The organism is Mycobacterium europaeum (assembly GCF_034555895.2).
Taxonomy (GTDB): Bacteria; Actinomycetota; Actinomycetes; order Mycobacteriales; family Mycobacteriaceae; genus Mycobacterium; species Mycobacterium europaeum.
In genome coordinates this window covers 234,393-259,169 of the sequence record NZ_CP157315.1, presented here as the reverse complement: position 1 = coordinate 259,169, position 24,777 = coordinate 234,393, and the positions used below count along the sequence as shown (strand labels likewise).

Here is a 24,777-nt window from a genome sequence, read left to right as displayed (position 1 = left end):
CCGGCGGGTGCCTGCGGGGGCAAACCCGCCCCTCGACGCGCTAGGCGTCGAGTTCGCGGGCGACGGCCCGAACCACCTCGGAAACACGTCGGGCCGTCTTGCGGTCGGGGTAGCGACCCTTGCGCAACTCGGGCTGCACGGCGCTCTCGAGCAGCGTGATCATGTCCTCGACCATGCCGTGCAGTTCGTCGGGGCTGTGCTTGTGCTCGGCGGGCACCTCTCGGCGGCCCTGCGCCTTGGTGAGGCTGGGCGGCGGCTCAATCAGCTTGAGGCTCAGCGCCTGCGGCCCGCGCCGCCCGGAGGCGATGCCGAACTCGACGCGCTGGCCCGCTTTGAGCCCCTCGACCCCAGCGGGCAACGCCGACGAGCGGACGTACACGTCTTCGCCGTCCTCCTGCGACAGGAAGCCAAACCCCTTGTCGGCGTCGTACCACTTAACCTTGCCGGTCGGCACTGGTCTCACCTGCTTGTCTAACGGATCAATAGAATGGCCAACACAATAAGCGTCCCGCCTGCGCAGGACGCCGTTTGGTCTATAGATCCTACTCGGATGCTCAACTCACGAGCACCCCGTTCTTCCCCGCTCGGTACGCTGGACGTCAACGGTGGAGGAAATATGCGCCTGATCCTGAACATCATCTGGCTCGTGTTCGGCGGCCTGTGGATGGCCCTCGGGTACCTGGTCGCGGCGCTCATCAGCTTCCTGCTCATCATCACCATCCCCTTCGGCTTCGCGTCACTGCGCATCGCCTCCTACGCGCTGTGGCCGTTCGGCCGCACCATCGTCGACAAGCCGACCGCCGGGACGGGTGCCCTCATCGGGAACGTCATCTGGGTGCTGTTGTTCGGGATCTGGCTGGCGATCGGCCACTTGGCCAGCGCGCTGGCGATGGCGATCACCATCGTCGGCATACCGCTGGCGCTGGCCAACCTCAAGCTGATCCCGGTGTCGCTGATGCCGTTGGGCAAGGAGATCGTTCCGGTCGGTCCGCCGTCCCACCACCCGGCGGTGGCCGCGTGACGCTGACCGCGCTGGGTGTGCCGACGGTGCCGGGCCGCACCGACGGCACCGCCGCGCCGAGCGCGCCGACCGCCGGCCCGTTGGTGGACACCTATGGCCGGGTCGCCACCGATCTGCGGGTCTCCCTGACCGACCGCTGCAACCTGCGGTGCAATTACTGCATGCCGGCCGAGGGGCTGGACTGGCTGCCCGGCGAGCAGCTGTTGCGGCCCGACGAGCTGGCGCGGCTGATGCACATCGCGGTCACCCGATTGGGCGTGACCAGCGTGCGGTTCACCGGCGGTGAGCCCCTGTTGGCACGGCACCTCGAAGAGGTGGTCGCCGCGGCGGCCGGCCTGCGGCCGCGCCCGGAGATCTCGCTGACCACCAACGGCGTCGGGCTGGCGCGGCGGGCGGAGGGCCTCGCCCGGGCGGGCCTGAACCGCGTCAACGTGTCGATGGACAGCGTGGACCGCGAGCACTTCGCGGCGATCACCCGCCGGGACCGACTCGACGACGTGCTGGCCGGCCTGGCGGCCGCCCATGATGCCGGCCTGACACCGGTCAAGGTGAATGCCGTGCTCGACCCCGTCACCGGGCGCCAGGACGTGGTCGAACTGCTGCGGTTCTGCCTCGAGCGCGGCCACCAGTTGCGCGTCATCGAGCAGATGCCGCTGGACGCCGGGCACCAATGGCGGCGGGGCGCCGCGCTGAGCGCCGACGATGTGCTCGACACGCTGCGGCCGCACTTCCGGCTGCGTCCCGACCCGGCACCGCGCGGGTCGGCGCCCGCCGAGCTCTGGCTGGTCGACACGGGCCCGGGGACACCGAGCGGCAAGTTCGGTGTCATCGCGTCGGTCTCGCACGCGTTCTGTTCGGCCTGTGACCGCACCCGACTGACGGCCGATGGCCAGGTCCGCAGCTGCCTGTTTTCGGTCGAGGAAACCGATCTTCGGACCCTGCTGCGCACCGGCGCCCCCGATGAGGCGATCGAAACGGCGTGGCGGGTCGCGATGTGGGGCAAGCCCGCGGGTCACGGGATCAACGACCCGAGCTTCGTCCAGCCCGACCGCCCGATGAGCGCGATCGGCGGCTAGACCCATGAGTCATGCGTCCGTCGAACAAGACGGGATTCAGGTGACGGTGCGCTACTTCGCGGCCGCTCGGGCGGCCGCCGGAGCCGAGTCGGAGACGGTGGTGGTGCGCCCCGGCACCACGGTGGCCGAGCTGATCGGGCGCCTCGCCGTGCGAGGCTCACGCCTGGCCTCCGTGTTGGGCAGGTGTTCCTACCTGTGCGACGGGGTCGCCGTCCGCGACGAGACCGCACCGTTACGAAGGGGCAACACGATCGACGTTCTACCGCCCTTCGCCGGCGGCTGAAACTGTGAAATATCTCACGTAACGGAACGATAACGGCATAATCACGCTCCGATATCACGTGCCTTGACCTGCGTGAATGCCGCGTGTTCGGTGCGTTTTCGCAGATGGCCGGGAGGGAAACGCCGGGTTTCGCAGGACGTGACGGGACCAACAGAAACCGCTACCTTTCTCCGAAGGCTCGCCAAGACAACCGAATTGACGGACCTCCCCTCCTATCGCGCCGAGCTCCATCCAATAGGCAGGGGTCCACCGACCTACGTGGATGGAGACGGGGGACCCACCGGTCCACCGTGATCGGATCGGGGGCCGCACGCGGCCCCCTGGGGTGAAGCCGACGTCGTTTCACAGTGGATACGACGACGGCCGGGTGGCCTCTCCAACCCGAACCCGACAGCTGACCTCGCAGGCGCGTCACGAGAGAGGAATTTTCACGGCCTATGAGTGGACGTCACCGTAAGCCCAGCACGTCAAACATCAGCGTCGCCAAGATCGCCGTCACCGGCGCCGTCCTCGGTGGCGGCAGTATCGCCCTGGCCGGCCAGGCGGCCGCGGCCACCGACGGCGAATGGGACCAGGTGGCCCGCTGCGAATCCGGCGGCAACTGGGCGATCAACACCGGCAACGGTTACCACGGTGGCGTGCAGTTCAGCTCGAGCACATGGGCCTCGCACGGCGGCGGTCAGTACGCCCCGTCGGCCGAATTGGCCACCAGGGAACAGCAGATCGCCGTCGCGGAGCGCGTGCTGGCCACCCAGGGCCGCGGTGCGTGGCCGGTATGCGGTGGCCCGCTCTCGGGCCCGACGCCGCGTGAGGCTCCCGCACCGGCCGGCCTGGACGCCCCCCTGGACGCTCCCGGCATCAACGGCCAGCCGGCGCCGCTGGCTCCCCCGCCCGCCGACGCGCCGCCGCCGGACGCCCCTCCCCCGCCCGCTCCGGTGCAGCTGGCCGGCTTCGACCAGGCGGCCCCTCCGGCCGACGTGCCACCCGCGCCCCCGGCCGACCTGCCGCCCGCGCCCCCGGCCGACGTGCCCCCAGCCGACGCGATGCCGCCCGCGCCACCGGCCGACCTGCCGCCGGCGCCTCCCGCCGACGCGCCCGTCGCGGACAACGACTTCCACGGCTTCGTGCCGGCCAACATGCCGCAGGACGTCTCCTCGGTCGGCTACACGAAGCAGCTGTGGGAGGCCATCCGGGCACAGGACATTCAGGGCAACGACGCGCTGGACGCGATCGCGCAGCCGTCCCCGGCCACCTGAGTTCCGCCCGTCAGACTGCCCGGCACGCCTCGAACGTCGACGCTTCGGGGCGTGCCGGCATTCCAAATCGCTACGGCGCTACGCCGAGCCCACCCATTCTTCGGTGCCGTCGTCGAAGAACTGGTGCTTCCACACCGGTAGCCGCGCCTTGATGGTGTCCACCAGCAGCGCACAGGTGGCGAACGCGGCCTGACGGTGGTCGGCCGCCACCGCCGCCACCAGCGCCGCCTCCCCGATGCGCAACACGCCGATCCGGTGGCTCGCCGCGACGGCACGCACCCCGCTCGACTGTTCAGCGACCTCCGCGACCACCTCGCCCATGACCTGCTCGGCCGACGGATGCGCGGAATACTCCAGCCGCACCACCCGTCGGCCGCCGTCGTGGTCGCGGATCATGCCGACGAAGCCGACGACGGCGCCGGCCGACTGATGGGCGACCAATTCTTCGTGCCCGGCCAAAGAGATCGGGTGATCGGTCATGGCCGCGCGGACGACGAGCGTCATCCCTGGTGATCTCCCCCGGCGAGCTGGTCGAGCGCGTGATCGATCACGTCGGCGAGCACACCCAGGCCGTCGCGCACACCGCCGGGCGAACCCGGCAGGTTGACGATCAGGGTCCGCCCCGCCACGCCGCACACTCCTCGTGACAACACCGACGTCGGCACCTTGGGCAGCCCCGACCGGCGAATGGCGTCGGCCAGCCCCGGGATCATGTAGTCCAGCAGGGCCACGGTCTGGTCGGGGGTGCTGTCGCTCGGCGAGATGCCCGTGCCGCCGGAGGTGATGATGACGTCAACGCCGTCGCGGACCGCCTTGCGCAGGGCATCGCCCACCGGATCGCCGTCGGGAACCACCTCCGGCTCGGTGAATGAAAACCCGCGCTCGCCGAGCCATTCGGCGATGATCGGCCCGCACCGATCGTCGTAGACTCCCGCCGATGCGCGGGTCGAGGCGATGATGACGCGGGCGGATCGGGCGCCCATCACCGCTCCCACGTTCCGGTCTTGCCGCCTTCCTTGCGCAGCACCCGAATGTCATCGAGGCGCGCGGCGGGATCGACGGCTTTGATCATGTCGTAGAGCGTCAGGCCGGCCACACTGACGGCGGTCAGCGCCTCCATCTCCACGCCCGTGCGGTCGGTGCTGCGCACCGTCGCGGTGATCTCGATCTCGGAGGGCCCCACGGTGAATTCCACGTCGACTCCGGTGAGCGCCAACTGGTGGCAGAGCGGTATCAGGTCGCTGGTGCGCTTCGCCGCCAGGATGCCCGCCACCCGGGCGGTGGCCAGCGCGTCGCCCTTGGGCAGGCCCCCTGCCGAGATCAGCTCCACGACGCGCGGCGACGTGCGCACGGCGCCCGCCGCGACGGCGGTCCGCTTGGTCGCGCCCTTGCCGCTGACGTCGACCATGTGCGCCGCACCGCGGTCGTCCAGGTGTGACAGCGAGCCAGCAGGGGATTCACCCGTCGCCCAGCTCGCCGGGGGCTTGGCGGCCTCGGAGGCCCTAGCCATGCTGGCGCCTACCGGTTAACGACGGTGACCGGGTGCAGGTAGGGCAGGTCAGTGGAGGGCAGCGGGAACACCATCTCGCCGAAGGGGGACAACGCACCCGTCCGGTCGGTCACGAGTTCGCTCACCGCGTGGTCGTCGGGGTCCGTCGTCGGCCACCCGTTGTCGACATACCTGGTTTTGCGGGCTTTGCCCTCAGCAGTGTCAGCCACGCCGTCCATTCTGACAGGTCGCTGTTGCGCGCGTCGTGCAAGACCGTCAGTTCGGCCGACGAGCTGCCGGCCTTCGCTGCCTGCTCAGCACCGACCGACTGCTTTACGCTGGTCAGCAATGACCGACAACACCCCGGATATCCCGCTGGGGTCGTGGCTGGCCGACTTGCCCGACGAGCGGCTGATCCGCCTGCTAGAGCTGCGGCCGGACCTCGCCCAGCCGCCGCCCGGCAGCATCGCCGCGCTGGCCGCCCGCGCGCAGGCCCGCCAGTCGGTGAAGGCCGCCACCGACGAGCTCGACTTCCTGCGCCTGGCGGTGCTCGACGCGCTGTTGGTGCTGCAGGCCGACGCCACGCCGGTGCCCACGGCGAAACTGCTGGCCCTGATCGGCGAGCGCGCTCCCGAGTCCGACGTGGCGCAGGCGCTGGACGATCTCCGGGAGCGCGCCCTGGTCTGGGGGGATGCGGCGCTGCGCGTCGCTCCCGACGCCGGCACGGCCCTGCCGTGGCACCCGGGCCAGGTCACCCTCGAGGACGCCTCCCGCACCGGCGAGGAGATCGCCCGTCTCATCGACGGGCTGAGCCAGGCGCAGCGCGAAGTGCTGGAAAAGCTCCTCGAGGGCTCCCCGATGGGCCGCACCCGTGACGCCGCGCCGGGCGCCCCGGCGGACCGGCCGGTGCCCCAGCTGCTGGCGATGGGCCTGTTGCGACGCATCGACGCCGAAACGGTGATCCTGCCCCGCCACGTCGGGCAGGTGCTGCGCGGCGAGCAGCCCGGCCCCATGCGGCTGACGGCACCCGACCCGGTGGTGTCGACCACCACCACCGACGACGTCGACGCGGCGGCGGCCGGGGCCACCATCGACCTGTTGCGCGAGCTCGACGTCCTCATCGCCACGCTCGCCGCCGCACCGGTTTCCGAGCTGCGCAGCGGCGGACTGGGAGTCCGCGATGTCAAACGGCTCGGCAAGACGACCGGCATCGACGAGTCGCGGTTGGGGCTCATTCTGGAGGTGGCGGCCGCGGCCGGCCTGATCGCGAGCGGGATGCCGGACCCGGAACCGGCCACCGGCGAGGCCCCGTACTGGGCGCCGACCGTGGCCACCGACCGGTTCACCGCGCTGCCCGCCGCCGAACGCTGGCAGCTGCTGGCCAGCAGCTGGCTCGACCTGCCGAGCCGCCCGGCCTTGATCGGCACCCGCGGTCCCGACGCCAAACCCTATGGCGCCCTTACCGATGCGCTGTACTCGACCGCCGCGCCACTGGATCGCCGGCTGTTGCTCGACACGCTGGCGCACTTGCCGCCGGGCGCCGGTGTCAACACGGCCGAGGCGTCGGCCGCCCTCATCTGGCGGCGGCCGCGCTGGGCCAAGCGGCTGCAGCCGGGGCCCGTGGGTGACCTGCTGGCCGAGAGCCAGGCGTTGGGCCTGGTGGGACGGGGGGCGCTCAGCACCCCCGCCCGGGCCCTGCTGAACGAAGGCCCCGCCGCCGCGGTCGACGCCATGGCGCGGGCCCTGCCGCACCCGATCGATTACTTCCTGATCCAGGCCGACCTGACCGTGGTCGTGCCGGGCCCACTGCAGCGCGACCTGGCCGAGCAACTGGCCGCGGTGGCCACCGTCGAATCGGCCGGCACCGCGATGGTGTACCGCATCAGCGAGCAGACGATCCGGCATGCCCTCGACGTCGGGAAGACCCGCGACTGGATGCATACCCTGTTCGCCAAACATTCCAAAACCCCTGTCCCTCAAGGGCTTACCTATCTGATCGACGACGTCGCACGCCGGCACGGCCAGCTGCGGATCGGGATGGCGGCCTCGTTCGTACGGTGCGAGGACCCGGCGCTGCTGGCCCAGGCCATCGCCGCCCCCGCGACCGAGGGGGTGCAACTGCGCGCCCTGGCGCCGACCGTCGCGGTGTCTCCGGCGCCGATCGCCGAGGTGCTGCTCGCATTGCGGGCCGCGGGCTTCGCCCCCGCGGCCGAGGACTCCACCGGCGCCATCGTCGACGTCCGGCCGCAGGGGGCCCGGGTGCCCACGCCCCAGCAGCGGCGGCCCTACCGCCCGATGCCGCGCCCCAACAACGAGAGCCTGAACGCGGTGGTGGCGGTGCTGCGGAAGGTGACGGCCGCGCCGTTCGGCAGCATTCGCGTCGACCCGGCGGTCACCATGTCGCTGTTGCAGCGCGCGGCCAGGGAACAAGACACGCTGGTGATCGGTTATCTAGACGCCGCCGGTGTGGCCACCCAGCGCGTGGTGTCGCCGATCACCGTCCGGGGCGGCCAGCTGACCGCCTTCGACTCGGCGTCGGGGCGGCTGCGCGACTTCGCCATCCACCGCATCACGTCGGTGGTGTCGGCCAACGGCCGATAATGGATGGTTGATGCGGCGAGACATGAGGAGGATCGGCGCCCGTGACTCGCGCCGGCGACGATGCAGAGCGAAGCGATGAGGAGGAGCGGCGCCCGTGACTGACGGCCCGTTGATTGTGCAGTCCGACAAGACGGTGCTGCTCGAGGTCGACCACGAGCTGGCCGGCGCCGCGCGTGCCGCCATCGCGCCGTTCGCCGAGTTGGAGCGCGCGCCCGAGCACGTGCACACCTACCGCATCACCCCGTTGGCGCTGTGGAACGCCCGCGCCGCGGGCCACGACGCCGAGCAGGTGGTCGACGCGCTGGTCAGCTTCTCGCGCTACGCGGTGCCCCAGCCGCTGCTCGTCGACATCGTCGACACCATGGCCCGCTACGGGCGCCTGCAGCTGGTCAAACACCCGGCGCACGGCCTGACCCTGCTGAGCCTGGACCGCGCGGTGCTCGAGGAGGTGCTGCGCAACAAGAAGATCGCCCCCATGCTCGGCGCGCGGATCGACGAGGACACCGTCGTCGTGCACCCCAGTGAGCGCGGCCGGGTCAAGCAGATGCTGCTCAAGATCGGTTGGCCCGCCGAGGACCTGGCGGGCTACGTCGACGGCGAGGCCCACCCGATCAGCCTGGCGCAGGACGGCTGGCACCTGCGCGACTACCAGCAGATGGCCACGGACTCGTTCTGGTCCGGCGGGTCGGGGGTGGTGGTGCTTCCGTGCGGGGCCGGCAAGACGCTGGTGGGCGCGGCCGCGATGGCGAAGGCCAGCGCGACGACGCTGATCCTGGTCACCAACGTCGTCGCGGCGCGGCAATGGAAGCGCGAACTGGTCGCGCGCACATCCCTGACCGAGGACGAGGTCGGCGAATATTCGGGTGAGCGCAAGGAGATTCGGCCCGTCACGATCTCGACGTACCAGATGATCACCCGCCGCACGAAGGGCGAGTACCGGCACCTGGAGCTCTTCGACAGCCGCGACTGGGGTCTGATCATCTACGACGAGGTCCACCTGCTGCCGGCGCCGGTGTTCCGGATGACCGCCGACCTGCAATCCAAGCGGCGCCTGGGCCTCACCGCCACGCTGGTCCGCGAGGACGGCCGTGAGGGCGACGTGTTCTCCCTCATCGGCCCGAAGCGCTACGACGCGCCGTGGAAGGACATCGAGGCCCAGGGCTGGATCGCGCCGGCCGAGTGTGTCGAGGTGCGGGTCACCATGACCGACAACGAGCGGATGATGTACGCCACCGCGGAACCCGAAGAGCGCTACAAGCTTTGCTCGACGGCGCATTCCAAGATCGCCGTCGTGAAGTCGATTCTGGACAAGCACCCCGGCGAGCAGACGCTGGTGATCGGCGCTTACCTCGACCAGCTCGACGAGCTGGGCGCCGAGCTGGACGCGCCGGTGATCCAGGGATCGACCCGGACCAAGGAACGCGAGGAATTGTTCGACGCGTTCCGCCGCGGCGAGGTGTCCACGCTGGTGGTGTCCAAGGTCGCCAACTTCTCCATCGACTTACCGGAAGCCTCTGTGGCCGTGCAGGTTTCGGGGACCTTCGGCTCGCGCCAGGAGGAGGCTCAGCGGCTCGGGCGGTTGCTGCGACCCAAGGCCGATGGCGGTGGGGCCATCTTCTACTCCGTGGTGGCCCGCGACAGCCTGGACGCCGAGTACGCCGCGCACCGGCAGCGCTTCCTCGCCGAGCAGGGCTACGGCTACATCATCCGCGACGCGGACGACCTTCTGGGCCCGGCGATTTAGCCTCGGCGAGCAGACGCAGAATCGCATGGATCGCCCTGCGCCAGTGCGATTCCGCGTCTGCTCGCGTCACTCACTAGAGCGACAGGATGGTCGCCGAGGCGGTGCCCGGGGCCCCGTACACCTGGGCCAGCCCGACGCGCGGATTGCCGGGCACCTGGCGCTCGCCGGCCTCACCGCGCAACTGGCGCACCAGTTCGTGCATCTGCCGCAGCCCGGACGCGCCGATCGGCTCGCCGTTGGCGATCAACCCGCCGTCGGTGTTGACCGGCATCGAGCCGTGGATCTCGGTGGCACCGTCGGCCACCAGCTTCTCCTGCTCGCCGTCGGCGCACAGACCGGTCTCGGCCATGTGGATCACCTCCGCGCCCGCATCGGTGTCCTGCAGTTGGGCGACGTCGACGTCCTCGGGCCCGATGCCGGCGGCCTCGTAGGCCGCCCGCGCCGCGTACACCGTCGGCGAGGCGTCCTCGTCCAGCGGGGCCGACGTGGCGTGCACCTCGTAGGCACCGAACCTCCGAGTGCGAATCTCGCAGGCGCGCACGTACACCGGCTTGTCGGTGAACTTGTGCGCCAGGTCGGCGCGGCACATGATCACCGCGGCGGCGCCCTCGTCGGGCGCACAGAACATGTACTGCGTCAGCGGGTAGTTGAGCACGGTGGAGTTGAGGATCTCGTCCTCGGGAATCGGCTTGCGGCGGAAGGCGTTCGGATTCAGCGCGCCGTTGCGGAAGCTCTTGGCCGCGACCTTGGCCAGCGTGGCCTGGGAGATGTTGTGGTCGTGAATGTACTTGTTGGCCTTCATGCCGAAGAACTTGGTGGTGACGAACTGCCCGTTCTGGGCGTACCACTGCGGCAGCGCCAGCTTGGCGGGGTCGTCGGTGAACGCGCCGCGGGGGTGCTTGTCCAGGCCGATGGCGATGCCGATGTCGTACTTGCCCAGCCGGATCGTGTCGGCGGTCTGCTGAATCGCACTCGCCGCGGTGGCGCACGCGTTGAACACGTTGGTGAACGTGATGCCGGTCAGCCCGACCAGGCGGGTCACCGCGTCGGGATTGGACACCTCGTGGCTGCCGCCGAAGCCGAACTGGATGTCCTTCCACGCCACGCCGGCGTCCTTCAGGGCGGACTGGACCGCCTCGGCACCCATCTGCATTGCGGTCTTGTCGAACCGGCCGAAGGGGTGCAGGCCCACGCCGATGATGGCGACGTCGTTGGTCATCTCAGTCTCCTACGGGGTAGATGGTCGCGGCCCGCTTCGCCCGGCCGAGGCCGCGCTCGCGATCGCCACTAGACCGGCCGGAACGCGAACGTCATGATTTCGGCGCCCTCGTCGTCGGTGGTGAGCGGCACCATGGTGAGCTCGACCTCCTGCCCGAATTGCAGCTTGGCCGGGTCGTTCTCGGTCAACCGCCCCTCGACGCGGATCACGTCGTCGAGCTGTACCAGCCCCACCCCGAACGGGACGAAGTCCTTGCCGGTGGGGCCGGCGTAGGGGGCCCCGGGCGGGAAGCCCTGGGTGGTCCACGCGACGAGCGTTCCCCGGCGTGGCAGCAACACGTCGCTCATCTGGCCGGCGCTGCAACGCGGGCACCACTGCTGCACCGGGAAGGTGGTGGCGCCGCAGCTGCCACACCGGCTGCCGATCAGCTGTGGGCTCTCATCGGGCCAGGTCGAGATCTCGGGGGCGAGTGCTTTTTGCATCGGGATCCTCCAGCGGGGCCGCCAACAGAATGTTGCTCACTGAACCGTATAACAGCTTTCCGAAAAGTGGAAACCGCATTCTCATGGCATGCGGGAGCGCGGGGCTGGGCTATCTTGGCCGAGGGTCGCGGCGACGTAAGGAGACGATCAATGCCCGTCACGGTCATACTCGAGCTGAAGTTCAGGCCCGACGCGGTGCCCCAGGCGCGCGAGGTCATGGGCCGGGCGCTGAAAGACACCCGCGCGTTCGCCGGCAACCTGGGCACCGATGTGCTCGTCGACGAGGACGACCAAGCCCACTGGCTGATCTACGAGCTGTGGGACACGGTCGAGCACGACGAGGCCTACCGCGCGTTTCGCGCCGGCGAAGGCCGGCTCACCGAGTTGCCGCCGCTGCTGGCCGAGCCGCCCGTCAAGAAGAGGTACACCACCTCCGACATCTGACGGCTAGCTGAGGGCGGGGATGACCTCGCGCTCGAACAGCTCGATGCCCGAGCGGTCGTACGCGGCCTCCGGGAAGTAGCAGATGGCGTACTCGCAGCCGAGGTCGCGGAGCTTGGCGATCCGCTCGATCACCTGTTCCGGCGTGCCCGTCGCCGAGTCGGGTCCACTGCCGGCGGCGAGCATCGCGTCGGCGGCCGCCTCGGGCACGTAGCGGACCAGGCGGTCGCGGACGCGCCGCAGCCGGTCCTTGACGTCGGCGTCCGAGGTTCCGACGACGGCGTTGAAGTTGGCCGACCGCACGATCGCATCGAAGTCGGTGCCCAGCTCCTGGCAGTGCCGCGCAAGCACTTCCGACTTGTGGGCGAACGCCTCAGGTTCCGGCGTGAAGTTGGTGTACTGCGCGTACTGCGCGGCGATGCGCAGGGTGACCTTCTCACCGCCGCCGGCGATCCACAGCGGGATTCCGTTGTCCTGCAAGGGCTTGGGGGCGACGATGGCGCCGTCGACCTGGTAATGCCTGCCGCCGAAGCTGACCTTGCCGTCACGCCAGGCGTCCCGCATGATCTGTACGCCCTCGTCCAGGCGGCCCAGCCGCACGCCGGCCGAGGGGAAGCCGTAACCGTAAGCGCGCCATTCGTGTTCGTACCAGCCGCCGCCGATGCCCATCTGGATCCGGCCGCCGGAGATGATGTCGGCCGTCGCCGCAACCTTGGCCAGGTACACCGGATTGCGGTAGCTCATCGCGGTGCACATCTGACCGAGTTTGATCCGCGAGGTGACCGCCGCATAGGCGGCCATCAGCGACCACGCTTCGTGGGTGGCTTCGCCGGTCGGCACCGGAACGGTGTGGAAATGGTCGTAGACCCACAGCGAATCCCACGCGCCGTTGTCCGCGTAGCGGGCCAGGTCGCGCATCACCGCCCAGTGCCGCTCCGGTTCGATGTCGACCAGATCCATTCGCCAGCCTTGCGGGATGAAGAGACCGAAGCGCATGACAACGGACTCTAGCCCCAGGACCAACGCGCCGCGGACGGTGCGGGGACCTCAGCGGTCAGCGCCGCCGCGGCCCCGGTGCTGCTGATTAGGCTTACGGAATTCGGTGAGGCACGGGGAGGTCGGCATGCGGATTCTCGTCTCGGGCGCGAGCATCGCCGGACCGGTGCTCGCGTACTGGTTGACCCGTCATGGCTTCGACGTCACCGTCGTCGAGCGCGCGCCCGCCCTGCGCAAGACCGGCGGCCACGCCGTCGACCTGTTCCGTCCCGCGATGCAGATATCGGCGAGCATGGGCGTCCTGCCCCAGATCGAAGCGCTCGCCACCGGAACGAACCGCATGACCATGCATCGGGAGGGCCGGGCGCGGCCCTTCGACATCGACCTCACCAAGGTCTACGCCGCCACCTCGGACCGGCACGTGGAGATCATGCGCGACGACCTCAGCGAGATCTACTACGCCGCCGGCCGCGACGACGTCGAGTACCTGTTCGGCGACTCGATCACCGCGATCGATCACGACGGCGAGGTGACGTTCGAGCACGCCCCCGCCCGCCGGTTCGACGTCGTCGTCGGCGCCGACGGGCTGCACTCCAACGTCCGGCAGCTGACCTTCGGCGACGAAGCCAACCTCACGCGATTCCTCGGGGGCTATCTGGCGGTGGTGTCGGCGCCCAAGGGGCTGGCCAGCCCCGGCGAGATCACCTGTCATGTCGGCGTCGGCCGCGTCGCTGCCGTCTACACCGCCGAGCACCTGGACGACGCGCGCGCCGTCTTCCTGTTCCGTTCCGGTCGGGAGCTCGCCTACCACCATCGGGATACGATGCGGCAGAAGGATCTTCTGCGTGCGGCGTTCGGGAACATGCACGAGCAGGTGGACGGTTGGCTCGGCGAACTCGACCGCACACCGGCGTTCTACTTCGATTCCATCAGCCAACTCCGGCTGGACCGATGGTCGCGCCGACGGGTCACCCTCGTCGGCGACGCGGGATACTGCCCCGGCCCCGCGGTGGGCGGCAGCACCAGCCTGGCGGTGCTCGGCGCCTACGTGCTGGCCGGCGAGCTCGCCCGGGCCGACGGCGACCACCTGCGCGCGTTCGCCGGCTACGAACTGCAGATGCGCGAACCGGTGCACCGCAGCCGGGCCTTCGCGCGCGGCGCCGCCAAGGGCGTCATCCCCGGTTCGCGATTCGGGGTGTGGGCGTTGACCCGCGGTGCCCAGCTAGTCTCACTGATGCCGGGCTCGCTTTCCCGGGCGCTGGCCAGACTCAACACCAAGGGCGTGCGTATGCACGACTCGATGCCGGTGCCCGACTACGGCGCGACCGGCCTCCACGCCGACGAAAGGAACATCCGCCCATGGAACTGACCGGCGTCGGAATCTGGAGCAGTCAACTGCGCTACGGCGACCCGGCCGAATCCGCCGACGCGGCAGCGGAATTGGACGAACTAGGCTTTCCGGCGCTGTGGATACCCGACGTCGGCGGGCCGGTGTTCGACGCGGTCGGCAACCTGCTCGCCGCGACCAAGCGGACCGTGATCGCCACCGGGATCCTCAACCTCTGGATGCACGCGCCCGGCGACGTCGCCGAGTCCTATGCGGCGCTGACCGCCCGGCACGGCGACCGCTTCCTGCTGGGCATCGGCGTGAGCCACGCGCCGCTGATCGACGCCGGCCAACCCGGGCGATACCGCAAACCACTGGCGGCGACGGCGGCGTTCCTGGACGGGCTGGACGCCGCCCCGCAGCCCGTACCCGCCGGGAGCCGGGTCCTCGCCGCGCTCGGCCCCAAGATGCTGGCCCTGGCCGCGACCCGGGCCCGCGGGGCGCACCCCTACCTGGTCACCCCCGACCACACCGCGTCAGCCCGTGCGGCGTTGGGCGACGGCCCGCTGCTGCTGCCCGAGCAGACGGTGATCCTGACCGACAGCGCCGACGAGGCGCGGCGCATCGGAACCGATTGGCTGCGCGCGTATCTGGCGTTGCCCAACTACGCGAACAATCTGCTGCGCAGCGGGTTCTCCGACGACGACCTGGCCCAGGTGAGCGACCGACTGTTCGACGCCATCATCGCCTGGGGCGACGAGGAGGCGATCCTGCGCAGGGTCGCCGCGCACCGCGCGGCCGGCGCCGACCACGTCTGCGTTCAGGTGCTGCTGGACGATCCGAGGGCCTTCCCGCGCGAACAATGGCGCCGGATCGCCGCGGCCCTGTATCGGGTTTAGGCATACCGTTGGGGCATGGCCTCCAAGCACACGCTGTTCCGGATCTTCTACCGCATCGGCTTCACCCCGTGGGACGGTCATCCGATCGCGCAAAACCTGCGAGACCTGGTCGAGGGCACCGATGACACGCCCCCACTGCCCATCGGGTCGGCCCTCGATCTCGGATGCGGCACCGGGGACTCGTCGATCTACCTCGCACAGCACGGATGGAAAGTCACCGGCGTCGACTTCGTCCCGAAGGCGCTCGACAAGGCCCGGGCCAAGGCCGCCGATCTGCCGGTCAACTTCGTCGGGGCCGACGTCACGCGGCTGAGTCAGACGGGGATCGGCACGGGCTTCCACCTGATCGTCGACAACGGCTGCCTGCACAACATGAGCGATGCAGATCGCGCGGCGTACGTCCGGGAGGTCAGCGCGGTGGCCGCGCCCGACGCACGGCTGTTCGTCGTCGCGTTCCGTCCCGGCGGGAGGTTCGGCGTGCGGGGTGTCGAGCCCGCCGAGATGGAATCACGATTCTGCGCCGCATGGACGCTGTTGTCCGCCGGCGACGAGGGGGACCTCGATGAAGCGCGGCTGGGTCGGGGAACTGCGCGAGAGCAGACCCCGGCGCGGTACTACCTCTTCCAGCGCCGCACCTAATGCGCGAGCAGACGCAAAATCGCACTGCGGGAACCGTTCCCATGCGATTCTGCGTCTGCTCGCCGCGCCTGCCCTACGTCAGCGAATCCGGCGGCAGGAAGCGGTCGCCGTACTTGGCGGCCAGCTCACGCGCCCGCGCCACGAAGGCTTCCTTGCCCGTACCGCCCGGGCCGGAGTAGCCCACGATGAACTGCGCGCTACCACCGGTGTACGGCGGGAAGCCGATGCCCATGATCGAGCCGATGTTGGCGTCGGCCGTCGACGTCAACACGCCCTCGTCGAGGCACTTCTGCGTCTCGAGCGCCTCGGCGAACAGCATGCGATCGATCATGTCCTGCAACGGAATATCCGCGCTACCGGAGTTGAACGTCTCCCGCAGGCCCGGCCACAGCCGGGTCCGTTTGCCGTCGGCATACTCGTAGAAGCCGGCGCCCTTCAACCGCGACGGGCGGCCGATCTCGATCATCTTCTCCACGACCGCCTCGGCCGGGTGCGGCTCGTAGGTGCCGCCCGCGTCCTCGACGCCCTTGCGGGTCGCGGCCGCGATCTTGTGCATCAGCTCGAGGTTGAGCTCGTCGGACAGCTGCAGCGGCGGGGCCGGGTAGCCCGCCTGCGAACCGGCGTGCTCGATGCTGGCGGGTTCGACGCCCTCACCCAGCATCGCCAGCGCCTCGTTGACGAAGGTGCCGATGACGCGGCTGGTGAAGAAGCCGCGGCTGTCGTTGACCACGATCGGGGTCTTGCCGATGGCCAGCGTGTAGTCGAACACCCGGGCCAGCGCCTCGTCAGAGGTCTTCTCGCCCTTGATGATTTCGACCAGCGGCATCTTGTCCACCGGTGAGAAGAAGTGGATCCCGATGAAGTCCTCCTGGCGCTTCACCCCGGTCGCCAGACCGGTGATCGGCAGCGTCGAGGTGTTGGACCCCAGCAGCGCGTTCGGCTCGACGACGTCCTCGATCTCCTGGAACACCTTGTGCTTGAGTTCCTGGTTCTCGAACACCGCCTCGATCACGAAGTCGACGCCCTTGAAGTCGGCGGGGTCGGCCGTCGGCGTGATGCGGTCCAGCAGCGCCTTGCTCTTCTCCTCGGTGGTCTTGCCCCGCTGAAGCGCCTTGGCCTCAAGCTTTTCCGAGTAGCCCTTGCCCTTCTCGGCGGCCTCGATGCTGACGTCCTTGAGCACCACGTCGAAGCCGGCCTTGGCCGACACGTAGGCGATACCCGCGCCCATCATGCCCGCGCCCAGCACACCGATCTTGTTGATCTTGACCGGCTCGATGCCGTCGGGACGCGAACCGCCGCCGTTGATGTGCTGCAGGTCGAAGAAGAACGCCTGGATCATGTTCTTGGCGACCTGGCCGGTGACCAGCTGCGTGAAGTAGCGGCTCTCGATGCGGCTGGCGGTGTCGAAGTCCACCTGCGCACCCTCGACGGCCGCATCCAGGATGGCCCGCGGTGCCGGCATCGGTGCGCCCTTGAGCTGCTTGCGCAGCAGCGCGGGGAACGACGGCAGGATGCCGGCCAGCGCCGGGCTGGACGGGGTGCCGCCGGGCATCTTGTAGCCCTTGGCGTCCCACGGCTGGACGTGCGAGTCGGGGTTGGCCTTGATCCACGCCTTGGCGGCGGGCACCAGTTCCTCGACGGAGCCGACCAGCTCGTCGACCAGCCCCATCTCCTTGGCCTTGTCCGGCTTGAATCGGGTGCCCTGCGACAGGATGTTCATGAACGCGTTCTGGATGCCGAACATCCGCACGGTGCGGGTCACCCCGCCACCGCCGGGCAGCAGGCCCAGCGTCACCTCGGGGAGCCCCACGACGAGGCCCTTGACGTCGGCGGCGATGCGGTGGTGACAGGCCAGCGCGATCTCCAGGCCACCGCCGAGCGCGGCGCCGTTGATGGCCGCGACCACCGGCTTGCCCAGGGTCTCCAGGGCGCGCAGGTCGCGCTTGATCTCCTCGACCTCGGTGAAGACTTCCCCGGCGTTCTCCGGTCCGGCGGTGATCATGCTCTTGAGGTCTCCGCCGGCGAAGAATGTCTTCTTCGCACTGGTGATCACCACGCCGGTGACCGAATCCTTCTCCGCCACAAGGCGTTCGACGGCCTTGTGCATCGATTCCTTGTAGTGCTCGTTCATCACGTTCGCCGACCCGGTGGGGTCGTCGAGCGTAAGCGTGACGATGCCGTCGGCATCCTTGTCCCACGCAATGGTGTTCTCAGCCATGGTCTTAAACCCTCTCGATGATGGTGGCGACACCCATGCCGCCGCCGATGCACAGCGTGATCAGCGCGCGACGCGCGTTGCGGCGCTCGAGCTCGTCGACCATGGTGCCGGTGATCATGGCGCCGGTGGCGCCCAGCGGGTGGCCCATCGCGATGGCGCCACCGTTGACGTTCAGCTTCTCGTCGGGAATGTTGAGATCCTTCTGGAACTTCAGCACCACCGACGCGAACGCCTCGTTCAGCTCGAACAGGTCGATGTCGTCGACGGTCAGCCCCGCACGGTCGAGCACCTTGCGGGTGGCCGGGGTCGGGCCGGTCAGCATGATGACCGGGTCCGCGCCACTGGTCGCCGTCGCCACGATGCGGGCGCGCGGGGTCAGGCCCTGCGACGTGCCGGCACTCTCGGACCCGACCAGCACCAGCGCGGCCCCGTCCACGATGCCCGAGCTGTTACCGCCGGTGTGCACGTGGTTGATCTTCTCCACAAAGTGATACTTCTGCAGCGCCACGTCGTCGAAGCCGCCCATCTCGCCGATGCCGTCGAACGCGGTCTTCAGCTTGGCCAGCCCCTCCATGGTGGTGTCGGGCCGCATGTGCTCATCGTGGTCCAGGATGACCAGACCGTTCTGGTCGCGCACCGGCACCACCGACTTGGCGAAGTAGCCGCCCGACCAGGCTTCGGCGGCCTTCTGCTGGCTGCGCAGCGCGTAGGCGTCGACGTCCTCGCGGGAGAAGCCCTCGATGGTCGCGATCAGGTCGGCGCCGATGCCCTGCGGCACGAAGCCGATCTGGTAGTTGGTCTCGGGGTCCAGCGCCCAGGCGCCGCCGTCGGAGCCCATCGGGACGCGGCTCATCGACTCCACACCGCCCGCGAGCACCAGGTCGTCCCAGCCGGAGCGGACCTTCTGGGCGGCGGTGTTGACGGCCTCCAGGCCGGAGGCGCAGAACCGGTTGAGCTGCACGCCGCCCGTGGTCTCGGGCAGGCCGGCGGCCAGCACCGCGGTGCGGGCGATGTCGCCGCCCTGGTCACCGACCGGCGAGACGCACCCCAGGATCATGTCGCTGATCAGGTTCACGTCCAGGTCGGGGTTGCGCCTGCGCAGCTCGTCGACCAGCCCGACGACCAGGTTGAGCGGCTTCACCTCGTTCAGCGAGCCATTGCGTTGCTTGCCTCGGGGCGTGCGGATGGCCTCGTAAATGAAGGCTTCTTCGGACATGTCGAGTTCCTCTTCGCGAGTGGGTATCGGATCCGTATTAAAGGTAGGTCCAGATACCGCACCCTAACAAAGTGCCCGGCCAACCTGTTGGTTGGGCCGATCGCCGCTGGTCAGCCTCAACCTCGGAGCGCAGCGGGGGCGCCCGGCCACGCCGTCGAGCCTGCGCGGCCCCTAAGCTCGACCAGCATGACGGTGTCGCGACTGCGTCCCTACGCGACCACGGTGTTCGCCGAGATGTCGGCGCTGGCCGCGCGGGTCGGTGCGGTCAACCTCGGTCAGGGGTTCCCCGACGAGGACGGGCCCGCTGCCATGTTGAAGGCCGCCCAAGATGCCATCGCCGAGGGGAACAACCAATACCCGCCGGGCATCGGCGTCGCGCAGCTGCGGCACGCCATCGCCGCCCAGCGGCAGCGGCACTTCGGCATCACCTACGACCCCGACACCGAGGTGCTGGTGACGGTCGGGGCGACCGAGGCCATCGCGTCCGCGGTGCTGGGCCTGGTCGAACCCGGCTCGGAGGTGCTGCTCATCGAGCCGTTCTACGACTCCTACTCGCCGGTGGTGGCGATGGCGGGCGCGCATAGGGTGGCCGTCCCCCTGGTCCCGCATGGCCGCGGCTTCGCCCTGGACGCCGACGCCCTGCGCCGGGCCGTGACGCCACGCACCCGCGCGCTGATCGTCAACTCGCCGCACAACCCGACCGGCACGGTGCTCAGCGAAGCCGAGCTGACCGCCATCGCCGAGGTCGCGGTCGCCGCCGACCTCTTGGTGATCACCGACGAGGTGTACGAGCACCTCGTCTTCGACGACCACCGGCACCTGCCGCTGGCCGGCTTCGACGGCATGGCCGAACGGACGGTCACCATCTCCAGCGCGGCCAAGATGTTCAACTGCACCGGATGGAAGATCGGATGGGCTTGCGGCCCAGCGGAACTCATCGCCGGTGTGCGGGCGGCAAAGCAGTATCTGAGCTATGTCGGCGGCGCCCCGTTCCAGCCGGCGGTGGCTCTCGCGCTCGACACCGAGGACGCGTGGGTGGCCGGGCTGCGCCGCTCGTTGCGAGACCGCCGCGACCGGCTGGCCGCCGGGCTCTCCGAGATCGGCTTCGAGGTGCATGACAGCGCCGGCACGTATTTCTTGTGCGCCGACCCGCGCCCACTCGGCTACGACGACAGCACCGCGTTCTGCGCCGCCCTACCGGAAAAGGCGGGCGTGGCGGCCATTCCGCTGTCACCCTTTTGCGACCCGGGCGCCCCGCACGCCTCCACGCAGGCCGAGGTGTGGAACCACTTGGTGCGCTTCACCTTCTGCAAGCGCGAGAACACCCTCGACGAGGCGATCAGGCGGCTGGGAGTCCTGCGGTGACCGGAAGGCTCACCCGAGCGGGCCGAAGTTCTCCATCACGCGGTTGCGCAGTCCCTCGAGCGCGGCGTGCAGGATCTTCTTGCGGGCCCGGTTGACCCAGAACTCGGGCAGCGGGGCAAACGGTTCGACCGTGATGGCGAACCGCACCCTGGTCTTGTCGTAGCCCTCCCGGGTGAGGGTGTACTCGCCGTGCTGGCCGCGTTGCTGGGCGGTCTTCTGCGCGTCCCACACCATCCAGTCCGGCCCCCAGTGGTATTCGAGCAGTTCGGTGTCGTGGATGCCCGTCACCGAGATGGTGACCTTGACGTGGTACGGCCGGCCGTCGGGGTGCTTGTCGACGACCTCGACCCGCTTGTGCACCGACGACCACGACGGCACGGCGTCCATGTCGGCCAGCGCCTCCATGATCACTTCCGGAGGCGCGTCGATGACGATTTCCGACGACGCTTGAACGGCCACTGCTAATAAGTTAGCAATCGCCCAGGCGCTGACGAAGGAGAAAAAGGCGGACTATTCGGCATCGGATGAGCCTTGGAAGCGCTTGACCAATTCGCACAGTCCCTTGACCGACGAGTCGAGAACGCTTTCGCTGGCCCGCCGGACGATGAACGCGGGCATGGGCCGGCCGGGTTCGACCGTGACATCGAAGCGCACCCGCGTCTTGTCGAGGCCCTCGGGCTTGAGGTTGTACTCGACGTGCTGACCGTGCTGCTGGGAAGTCCCTTTGGCGTCGTAGACGACCCAATCGGGGCCCCAGTGATATTCCAGGATCTCTTTGTCGACCAACCCCAGAATCTTGATGGTGGTGGCGACATGGTGCGGCCGACCGTCGGGATAGCGGTCGATCACCTCGATGTGTTTGTGCAGTGGTGACCACGACGACAGGACGCCGACATCTGTCAGCGCCTCCATCACCACATCTGGCGGCGCGTCGACGACAAACTCCCGTGATGCTTTTACGGCCACTGAGTTCAACCTAGCAACGCCGGCCCACCCGCGGATCGGTTCGGCGTAAAACGCTGGCTACCAATCGATTTCGGCAAGAGGCGTGGTGGCGGCCGGTGGCCGCCCGACCGGTGCGGCCGGGGTGCGCGAGAAGCGCGGGCCCGGTGCCGCCTGGTCGACGCCGTGCGCGGTGACGATCGTGGCCCGCGCCCTCAAGTGCTCGTCGGCGGCCGCTTCGTTCCACGTCAGCACCGGGGTGACACACGCATCGGTGCCGGCGAAAACGGCCATCCATTCGTCGCGGGTCCGGCCGGCGAACCGTTGCGCGAAGACGTCGTGCATCCGCCGGTAGGACCCGGTGTCGAGCTGGGCGGGCACCTCGTCGGGGGACAGGCCCAGCCCGGCCACCAACGCCGCGAAGAATTGCGGCTCGATGGCGCCGACGGCCACATACTTGCCGTCGGCGGTTTCATAGCAGCGGTAGAACGGGGCGCCCCCGTCGAGCAGGAACGACTCCCGCCGGTCGCGCAGCGCCCCGGTGGACTTCATGGTCCACATCATCTGGGCGAGCAGGCTGACGCCGTCCACCATCGCCGCGTCGATGACCTGACCTCCGCCCGAACGTTCCCGTTCGTACAGCGCGACGGCGATGCCGAGCAGCACCAGCATCGACCCGCCACCGAAGTCGGCGACCAGGTTCAGCGGCGGCATCGGGGGCCGGTCGGCGTAGCCCAGCGCGGACAGCGCGCCGGTGCGGGACAGGTAATTGATGTCGTGGCCCGCCGTCTGGGCCAGCGGCCCGTCCTGCCCCCAACCGGTGATCCGCGCGAAGATCAGCCGCGGATTGACCGCCGCGCACTCGTCGGGACCGATACCGAGCCGTTCGCAGGTGCCGGGCCGGAAACAGTCCAGCAGCACGTCGGCTTTGGCGGCCAGATCCAGCAGCGCCCGCGGCTGCGCCTTGACGTCCAGGTCGACGATCCGCTTCCCGCGATGCAGCAGATCGCGATCCTCAGGCGGCATCACCAAGCCGCCCGGCCGGCGCACCCGCACCACGTCGGCGCCCAGGTCGGCGAGCATCATCCCCGCGTGCGGCCCCGGTCCGATCCCGCCGAGCTCGATCACCCTCACCCCGGCCAGCGGCCCGCCGTCGCCCACGCGATCAGTTGCCCTTCTTGACCTTGAGCACCCGCTCGCGCAGTGCCTTGGTCGCCGAATCGATCGTGCCCTTCACGGCGCGTTTCAGGACGAACCCGGGCAGTGGCACGTTGGGGTCCGCGAGCAGCTCGAACTTGACCAGCGTCGCCTCGCCCTGCGGTATCAGGGTGTACTTCCCGTCCTGCGCCTTCTGCTGCGAGGAGCTGACCAGCTTCCAGCTGACCGAGTCCGCCGCCCAGGTGTAGGCCACCACCTGTTCATCGGTGATCCCGGCGACCTTCACCTTCATCTTCACCTGTTCGGGCCGCCCGTCGGCCCCCCTCGAGAGGACTTCCGCACTTTGATGGGGCTCGGACCATTCGGGCATCGCCTCGAAATCGGCGATGACGTCCAGAATCTCCTCCGGGCCGGCTTCGATGACGATGTCGCGGGATTCTTTGAGTGCCATGGCCCGCACGATACTGAAGCGGCGTGGCGGCCGGTACGGATTGGTCCGGGTACCGTCGTGCTTGTGACTGACGCCGCCAGCCAGCCCGTCTACACCGTCGGTGACTACCTGTTGGACCGCCTCGCCGAACTCGGTGTGACCGAGATCTTCGGCGTCCCGGGTGACTACAACCTGGAATTCCTGGACCACATCGTCGCTCACCCCAGCATCCGGTGGGTGGGCAGCTCCAACGAGCTCAACGCCGGCTACGCCGCCGACGGCTACGGCCGGCTGCGCGGAATGTCGGCCGTGGTAACCACTTTCGGCGTCGGCGAGCTGTCGGCGGCCAACGCCATCGCGGGCAGCTACGCCGAACAGGTGCCCGTCGTGCACATCGTCGGCGGGCCCTCCAAAGACGCGCAGGGCACGCGGCGCGCGCTGCACCACTCGCTCGGCGACGGGGACTTCGAGCACTTCTTCCGGATCAGCCGCGAGATCACCTGCGCGCAGGCCAACCTCATGCCCGCGACCGCCCGCCGCGAGATCGACCGGGTGCTGTCCGAGGTGCGCGAACAGAAGCGGCCCGGCTACATCCTGCTGTCCACCGACGTCGCCCGCTTCCCCACCGAACCGCCCGGTGACCCACTACCCCGCTACACCGGCGGCACCAGCCCGCGCGCGCTGTCGCTGTTCGTCGAGGCCGCCTCGGCGCTCATCGGCGACCACCAGCTGACCGTGCTGGCCGACTTGCTGGTGCACCGGCTGCAGGTGGTCAAGGAGCTCGAGGCGCTGCTGACGGCCGACGTGGTGCCCTACGCGACGCTGATGTGGGGGAAGAGCCTGCTCGACGAAAGCTCGCCCCACTACCTGGGCATCTACGCGGGCTCGGCCAGCGCCCCGGCGGTGCGCGCCGCCATCGAACAGGCGCCGGTCCTGGTGACCGCCGGCGTGGTGTTCACCGACATGGTGAGCGGCTTCTTCAGCCAGCGGATCGACCCGGCGCGGACCATCGACGTCGGGCAGTACCAAAGCAGCGTGGCCGGCGAGGTCTTCGCGCCGCTGGAGATGGGCGCCGCGCTGGAGGCGCTGGCCACCATCCTGACCCGGCGTCCGGTCACGTCGCCGGCGGTGGCCTCGCCGCCCGCCGAAGCCCTGCCGCCTCCCCCGCCGCGCGATCAACCGCTGACGCAGGAAATGCTGTGGGACCGCCTGTGCACAGCCCTCACCCCGGGCAACGTCGTGCTCGCCGACCAGGGCACCTCCTTCTACGGCATGGCCGACCACCGGCTGCCGCAGGGCGTCACCTTCATCGGCCAACCACTTTGGGGCTCAATCGGTTACACGCTGCCCGCGGCGCTGGGGGCGGGGGTGGCGCACCCGGACCGCCGGACCGTGTTGCTGATCGGTGACGGCGCCGCGCAACTGACGGTGCAAGAGCTGGGCAACTTCTCGCGGGAAGGGCTGTCCCCGGTCATCGTGGTGGTGAACAACGACGGCTACACCGTCGAGCGGGCGATCCACGGCGAGACGGCGCCCTACAACGACATCGTGAATTGGAGGTGGACGGAGATCCCCGGCGCGCTCGGGGTCGCCGACCACCTGGCCTTCCGGGTGCGGACCTACGGGGAACTCGATGACGCCTTGACCGCCGCCGCGCAGCACTCCGACCGCATGGTGCTCGTCGAGGTGGTCTTGCCGCGGCTCGAAATCCCCCCGCTGCTGGTCGAACTCGTCCAGCCGATGTCGCCGGACGGCAGCGTTCGCCGCTAGGGCCACCGCGTCAGGATCGTGTGGGTGCGCCGTTCGGGCCCGACGACCGCAGTATCGCCTGGACGGTTCGCCGGCAGCGGCCGCAGTCGGCACCCGCCCCGCAGGCCTGTGCGACGTCCTTGGTGGTGCACGCCCCGGCCTCGACCGCCTCGGTCACCGTTTGGCTGGTGACGCCGTTGCACAGGCACACGAACATTCCCGGTGG

27 protein-coding genes and 1 riboswitch are annotated in these 24,777 nt (G+C 69.4%); of the genes, 12 read left to right on the top strand and 15 right to left on the bottom strand.

Translation table 11 applies throughout. The annotated features are described in order from the left end of the window. Nucleotides 1-40: 40 nt before the first annotated feature. On the bottom strand, nucleotides 41-454 hold the full coding sequence (locus tag U8D42_RS01390) for a cold-shock protein (RefSeq protein WP_068082497.1): 414 nt from the start codon (nucleotides 452-454) through the stop codon (nucleotides 41-43). A gap of 162 nt (nucleotides 455-616) precedes the next feature. Between U8D42_RS01390 and U8D42_RS01385 the strand changes: the two genes are divergently transcribed. From U8D42_RS01385 to U8D42_RS01370, 4 genes are all read left to right on the top strand, one after another. Next, the gene (locus U8D42_RS01385; protein WP_322860929.1) at nucleotides 617-1,021 is read left to right on the top strand and encodes a YccF domain-containing protein; all 405 of its coding nucleotides are present in this window, start codon (nucleotides 617-619) and stop codon (nucleotides 1,019-1,021) included. Further along, nucleotides 1,018-2,097 carry a GTP 3',8-cyclase MoaA gene (moaA, locus tag U8D42_RS01380; RefSeq protein WP_322860930.1) on the top strand — a complete coding sequence of 360 codons (1,080 nt, stop codon included), beginning with the start codon at nucleotides 1,018-1,020 and terminating at the stop codon, nucleotides 2,095-2,097. Before U8D42_RS01385 ends, moaA begins: the two co-directional genes overlap by 4 nt. A gap of 4 nt (nucleotides 2,098-2,101) precedes the next feature. Further along, complete coding sequence (locus U8D42_RS01375) at nucleotides 2,102-2,380, top strand: MoaD/ThiS family protein (protein WP_085243211.1); 279 nt, start codon at nucleotides 2,102-2,104, stop codon at nucleotides 2,378-2,380. Nucleotides 2,381-2,617: 237 nt separating this feature from the next. Then, nucleotides 2,618-2,805, top strand: a riboswitch (cyclic di-AMP (ydaO/yuaA leader). Nucleotides 2,806-2,817: 12 nt separating this feature from the next. After that, nucleotides 2,818-3,636: a transglycosylase family protein gene (locus U8D42_RS01370; protein WP_322860931.1), complete on the top strand. Its 819-nt coding sequence runs from the start codon at nucleotides 2,818-2,820 to the stop codon at nucleotides 3,634-3,636. Nucleotides 3,637-3,714: 78 nt separating this feature from the next. Here the strand turns inward: U8D42_RS01370 and U8D42_RS01365 are convergent, their stop codons facing one another. The 4 genes from U8D42_RS01365 to U8D42_RS01350 are packed head-to-tail and all read right to left on the bottom strand — an operon-like array spanning nucleotide 3,715 to nucleotide 5,355. Further along, nucleotides 3,715-4,140 (bottom strand): molybdenum cofactor biosynthesis protein MoaE, encoded by a 426-nt coding sequence (locus U8D42_RS01365; RefSeq protein WP_085242339.1) that lies wholly within the window; start codon nucleotides 4,138-4,140, stop codon nucleotides 3,715-3,717. After that, complete coding sequence (locus U8D42_RS01360; RefSeq protein ID WP_090421283.1) at nucleotides 4,137-4,619, bottom strand: MogA/MoaB family molybdenum cofactor biosynthesis protein; 483 nt, start codon at nucleotides 4,617-4,619, stop codon at nucleotides 4,137-4,139. The genes U8D42_RS01365 and U8D42_RS01360 overlap by 4 nt, the downstream gene beginning before the upstream one ends. Beyond that, complete coding sequence (gene moaC, locus U8D42_RS01355; RefSeq protein WP_322860932.1) at nucleotides 4,619-5,146, bottom strand: cyclic pyranopterin monophosphate synthase MoaC; 528 nt, start codon at nucleotides 5,144-5,146, stop codon at nucleotides 4,619-4,621. The genes U8D42_RS01360 and moaC overlap by 1 nt, the downstream gene beginning before the upstream one ends. Nucleotides 5,147-5,154: 8 nt before the next feature. Beyond that, nucleotides 5,155-5,355, bottom strand: a complete 201-nt coding sequence (locus tag U8D42_RS01350; protein ID WP_090421285.1) for a hypothetical protein — start codon at nucleotides 5,353-5,355, stop codon at nucleotides 5,155-5,157. A gap of 118 nt (nucleotides 5,356-5,473) precedes the next feature. On the opposite strand from U8D42_RS01350, the gene U8D42_RS01345 reads away from it, so the two are divergent. Continuing rightward, complete coding sequence (locus U8D42_RS01345; RefSeq protein WP_322860933.1) at nucleotides 5,474-7,726, top strand: helicase-associated domain-containing protein; 2,253 nt, start codon at nucleotides 5,474-5,476, stop codon at nucleotides 7,724-7,726. Between the two features lie 94 nt (nucleotides 7,727-7,820). Continuing rightward, on the top strand, nucleotides 7,821-9,470 hold the full coding sequence (locus U8D42_RS01340) for a DNA repair helicase XPB (RefSeq protein WP_322860934.1): 1,650 nt from the start codon (nucleotides 7,821-7,823) through the stop codon (nucleotides 9,468-9,470). 73 nt (nucleotides 9,471-9,543) lie between these two features. Here the strand turns inward: U8D42_RS01340 and U8D42_RS01335 are convergent, their stop codons facing one another. Further along, nucleotides 9,544-10,689, bottom strand: coding sequence for a thiolase family protein (locus tag U8D42_RS01335; RefSeq protein WP_322860935.1), 1,146 nt, complete (start codon nucleotides 10,687-10,689; stop codon nucleotides 9,544-9,546). A gap of 68 nt (nucleotides 10,690-10,757) precedes the next feature. Beyond that, nucleotides 10,758-11,171: a Zn-ribbon domain-containing OB-fold protein gene (locus tag U8D42_RS01330; protein WP_322860936.1), complete on the bottom strand. Its 414-nt coding sequence runs from the start codon at nucleotides 11,169-11,171 to the stop codon at nucleotides 10,758-10,760. Nucleotides 11,172-11,321: 150 nt separating this feature from the next. Here U8D42_RS01330 and U8D42_RS01325 point away from each other — a divergent pair, with 150 nt between their 5' ends. Next, the gene (locus U8D42_RS01325) at nucleotides 11,322-11,615 is read left to right on the top strand and encodes a putative quinol monooxygenase (RefSeq protein ID WP_085242345.1); all 294 of its coding nucleotides are present in this window, start codon (nucleotides 11,322-11,324) and stop codon (nucleotides 11,613-11,615) included. Nucleotides 11,616-11,618: 3 nt separating this feature from the next. Here U8D42_RS01325 and U8D42_RS01320 read toward each other — a convergent pair whose 3' ends face one another. Next, on the bottom strand, nucleotides 11,619-12,608 hold the full coding sequence (locus U8D42_RS01320) for an LLM class F420-dependent oxidoreductase (RefSeq protein WP_322860937.1): 990 nt from the start codon (nucleotides 12,606-12,608) through the stop codon (nucleotides 11,619-11,621). 127 nt (nucleotides 12,609-12,735) lie between these two features. Between U8D42_RS01320 and U8D42_RS01315 the strand changes: the two genes are divergently transcribed. Genes U8D42_RS01315 through U8D42_RS01305 form a run of 3 tightly spaced genes read left to right on the top strand, consistent with a single transcriptional unit; the run spans nucleotide 12,736 to nucleotide 15,473 of the window. Beyond that, the gene (locus U8D42_RS01315) at nucleotides 12,736-13,977 is read left to right on the top strand and encodes an FAD-dependent monooxygenase (protein ID WP_322860938.1); all 1,242 of its coding nucleotides are present in this window, start codon (nucleotides 12,736-12,738) and stop codon (nucleotides 13,975-13,977) included. Next, nucleotides 13,968-14,834, top strand: coding sequence for an LLM class F420-dependent oxidoreductase (locus tag U8D42_RS01310; protein WP_322860939.1), 867 nt, complete (start codon nucleotides 13,968-13,970; stop codon nucleotides 14,832-14,834). The genes U8D42_RS01315 and U8D42_RS01310 overlap by 10 nt, the downstream gene beginning before the upstream one ends. 15 nt (nucleotides 14,835-14,849) lie before the next feature. Continuing rightward, nucleotides 14,850-15,473, top strand: coding sequence for a class I SAM-dependent methyltransferase (locus U8D42_RS01305; protein ID WP_322860940.1), 624 nt, complete (start codon nucleotides 14,850-14,852; stop codon nucleotides 15,471-15,473). Nucleotides 15,474-15,546: 73 nt separating this feature from the next. On the opposite strand, the gene U8D42_RS01300 is transcribed toward U8D42_RS01305, so the two are convergent. Further along, nucleotides 15,547-17,691, bottom strand: coding sequence for a 3-hydroxyacyl-CoA dehydrogenase NAD-binding domain-containing protein (locus U8D42_RS01300; protein ID WP_322860941.1), 2,145 nt, complete (start codon nucleotides 17,689-17,691; stop codon nucleotides 15,547-15,549). A gap of 4 nt (nucleotides 17,692-17,695) precedes the next feature. Then, a complete protein-coding gene (locus U8D42_RS01295) occupies nucleotides 17,696-18,907 on the bottom strand; it encodes an acetyl-CoA C-acetyltransferase (RefSeq protein WP_085242351.1) in 1,212 nt (403 codons plus the stop codon). Between the two features lie 186 nt (nucleotides 18,908-19,093). On the opposite strand from U8D42_RS01295, the gene U8D42_RS01290 reads away from it, so the two are divergent. Then, nucleotides 19,094-20,272 carry a pyridoxal phosphate-dependent aminotransferase gene (locus U8D42_RS01290; protein ID WP_322860942.1) on the top strand — a complete coding sequence of 393 codons (1,179 nt, stop codon included), beginning with the start codon at nucleotides 19,094-19,096 and terminating at the stop codon, nucleotides 20,270-20,272. A gap of 9 nt (nucleotides 20,273-20,281) precedes the next feature. Here the strand turns inward: U8D42_RS01290 and U8D42_RS01285 are convergent, their stop codons facing one another. From U8D42_RS01285 to U8D42_RS01270, 4 genes are read right to left on the bottom strand one after another with little or no spacing between them, the layout of a single operon-like run. Beyond that, nucleotides 20,282-20,731, bottom strand: coding sequence for an SRPBCC family protein (locus U8D42_RS01285; RefSeq protein WP_208859293.1), 450 nt, complete (start codon nucleotides 20,729-20,731; stop codon nucleotides 20,282-20,284). 51 nt (nucleotides 20,732-20,782) lie between these two features. After that, nucleotides 20,783-21,238, bottom strand: coding sequence for an SRPBCC family protein (locus U8D42_RS01280; protein WP_085242354.1), 456 nt, complete (start codon nucleotides 21,236-21,238; stop codon nucleotides 20,783-20,785). A gap of 57 nt (nucleotides 21,239-21,295) precedes the next feature. Next, the gene (locus tag U8D42_RS01275) at nucleotides 21,296-22,375 is read right to left on the bottom strand and encodes a CaiB/BaiF CoA transferase family protein (protein ID WP_322860943.1); all 1,080 of its coding nucleotides are present in this window, start codon (nucleotides 22,373-22,375) and stop codon (nucleotides 21,296-21,298) included. Between the two features lie 4 nt (nucleotides 22,376-22,379). Next, the gene (locus U8D42_RS01270; protein WP_067927510.1) at nucleotides 22,380-22,823 is read right to left on the bottom strand and encodes an SRPBCC family protein; all 444 of its coding nucleotides are present in this window, start codon (nucleotides 22,821-22,823) and stop codon (nucleotides 22,380-22,382) included. 63 nt (nucleotides 22,824-22,886) lie between these two features. Here U8D42_RS01270 and U8D42_RS01265 point away from each other — a divergent pair, with 63 nt between their 5' ends. Continuing rightward, nucleotides 22,887-24,572, top strand: a complete 1,686-nt coding sequence (locus U8D42_RS01265; protein WP_322860944.1) for an alpha-keto acid decarboxylase family protein — start codon at nucleotides 22,887-22,889, stop codon at nucleotides 24,570-24,572. 10 nt (nucleotides 24,573-24,582) lie between these two features. Here U8D42_RS01265 and U8D42_RS01260 read toward each other — a convergent pair whose 3' ends face one another. Next, nucleotides 24,583-24,768 (bottom strand): (2Fe-2S)-binding protein, encoded by a 186-nt coding sequence (locus tag U8D42_RS01260; RefSeq protein WP_085242357.1) that lies wholly within the window; start codon nucleotides 24,766-24,768, stop codon nucleotides 24,583-24,585. Nucleotides 24,769-24,777 lie beyond the last annotated feature (9 nt).

Bases quoted from the DNA above. Each gene is read 5' to 3' on its own strand.
- U8D42_RS01325 (WP_085242345.1), top strand. From the start codon at position 11,322: ATGCCCGTCACGGTCATACTCGAGCTGAAGTTCAGGCCCGACGCGGTG.
- U8D42_RS01290 (WP_322860942.1), top strand. From the start codon at position 19,094: ATGACGGTGTCGCGACTGCGTCCCTACGCGACCACGGTGTTCGCCGAG.
- U8D42_RS01330 (WP_322860936.1), bottom strand. From the start codon at position 11,171: ATGCAAAAAGCACTCGCCCCCGAGATCTCGACCTGGCCCGATGAGAGC.
- U8D42_RS01370 (WP_322860931.1), top strand. From the start codon at position 2,818: ATGAGTGGACGTCACCGTAAGCCCAGCACGTCAAACATCAGCGTCGCC.
- U8D42_RS01360 (WP_090421283.1), bottom strand. From the start codon at position 4,619: ATGGGCGCCCGATCCGCCCGCGTCATCATCGCCTCGACCCGCGCATCG.
- U8D42_RS01270 (WP_067927510.1), bottom strand. From the start codon at position 22,823: ATGGCACTCAAAGAATCCCGCGACATCGTCATCGAAGCCGGCCCGGAG.
- U8D42_RS01375 (WP_085243211.1), top strand. From the start codon at position 2,102: ATGAGTCATGCGTCCGTCGAACAAGACGGGATTCAGGTGACGGTGCGC.
- U8D42_RS01385 (WP_322860929.1), top strand. From the start codon at position 617: ATGCGCCTGATCCTGAACATCATCTGGCTCGTGTTCGGCGGCCTGTGG.
- U8D42_RS01305 (WP_322860940.1), top strand. From the start codon at position 14,850: ATGGCCTCCAAGCACACGCTGTTCCGGATCTTCTACCGCATCGGCTTC.
- U8D42_RS01315 (WP_322860938.1), top strand. From the start codon at position 12,736: ATGCGGATTCTCGTCTCGGGCGCGAGCATCGCCGGACCGGTGCTCGCG.
- U8D42_RS01320 (WP_322860937.1), bottom strand. From the start codon at position 12,608: ATGCGCTTCGGTCTCTTCATCCCGCAAGGCTGGCGAATGGATCTGGTC.
- U8D42_RS01310 (WP_322860939.1), top strand. From the start codon at position 13,968: ATGGAACTGACCGGCGTCGGAATCTGGAGCAGTCAACTGCGCTACGGC.
- U8D42_RS01345 (WP_322860933.1), top strand. From the start codon at position 5,474: ATGACCGACAACACCCCGGATATCCCGCTGGGGTCGTGGCTGGCCGAC.
- U8D42_RS01260 (WP_085242357.1), bottom strand. From the start codon at position 24,768: ATGTTCGTGTGCCTGTGCAACGGCGTCACCAGCCAAACGGTGACCGAG.
- U8D42_RS01365 (WP_085242339.1), bottom strand. From the start codon at position 4,140: ATGACGCTCGTCGTCCGCGCGGCCATGACCGATCACCCGATCTCTTTG.
- U8D42_RS01300 (WP_322860941.1), bottom strand. From the start codon at position 17,691: ATGGCTGAGAACACCATTGCGTGGGACAAGGATGCCGACGGCATCGTC.
- U8D42_RS01335 (WP_322860935.1), bottom strand. From the start codon at position 10,689: ATGACCAACGACGTCGCCATCATCGGCGTGGGCCTGCACCCCTTCGGC.
- moaC (WP_322860932.1), bottom strand. From the start codon at position 5,146: ATGGCTAGGGCCTCCGAGGCCGCCAAGCCCCCGGCGAGCTGGGCGACG.
- U8D42_RS01295 (WP_085242351.1), bottom strand. From the start codon at position 18,907: ATGTCCGAAGAAGCCTTCATTTACGAGGCCATCCGCACGCCCCGAGGC.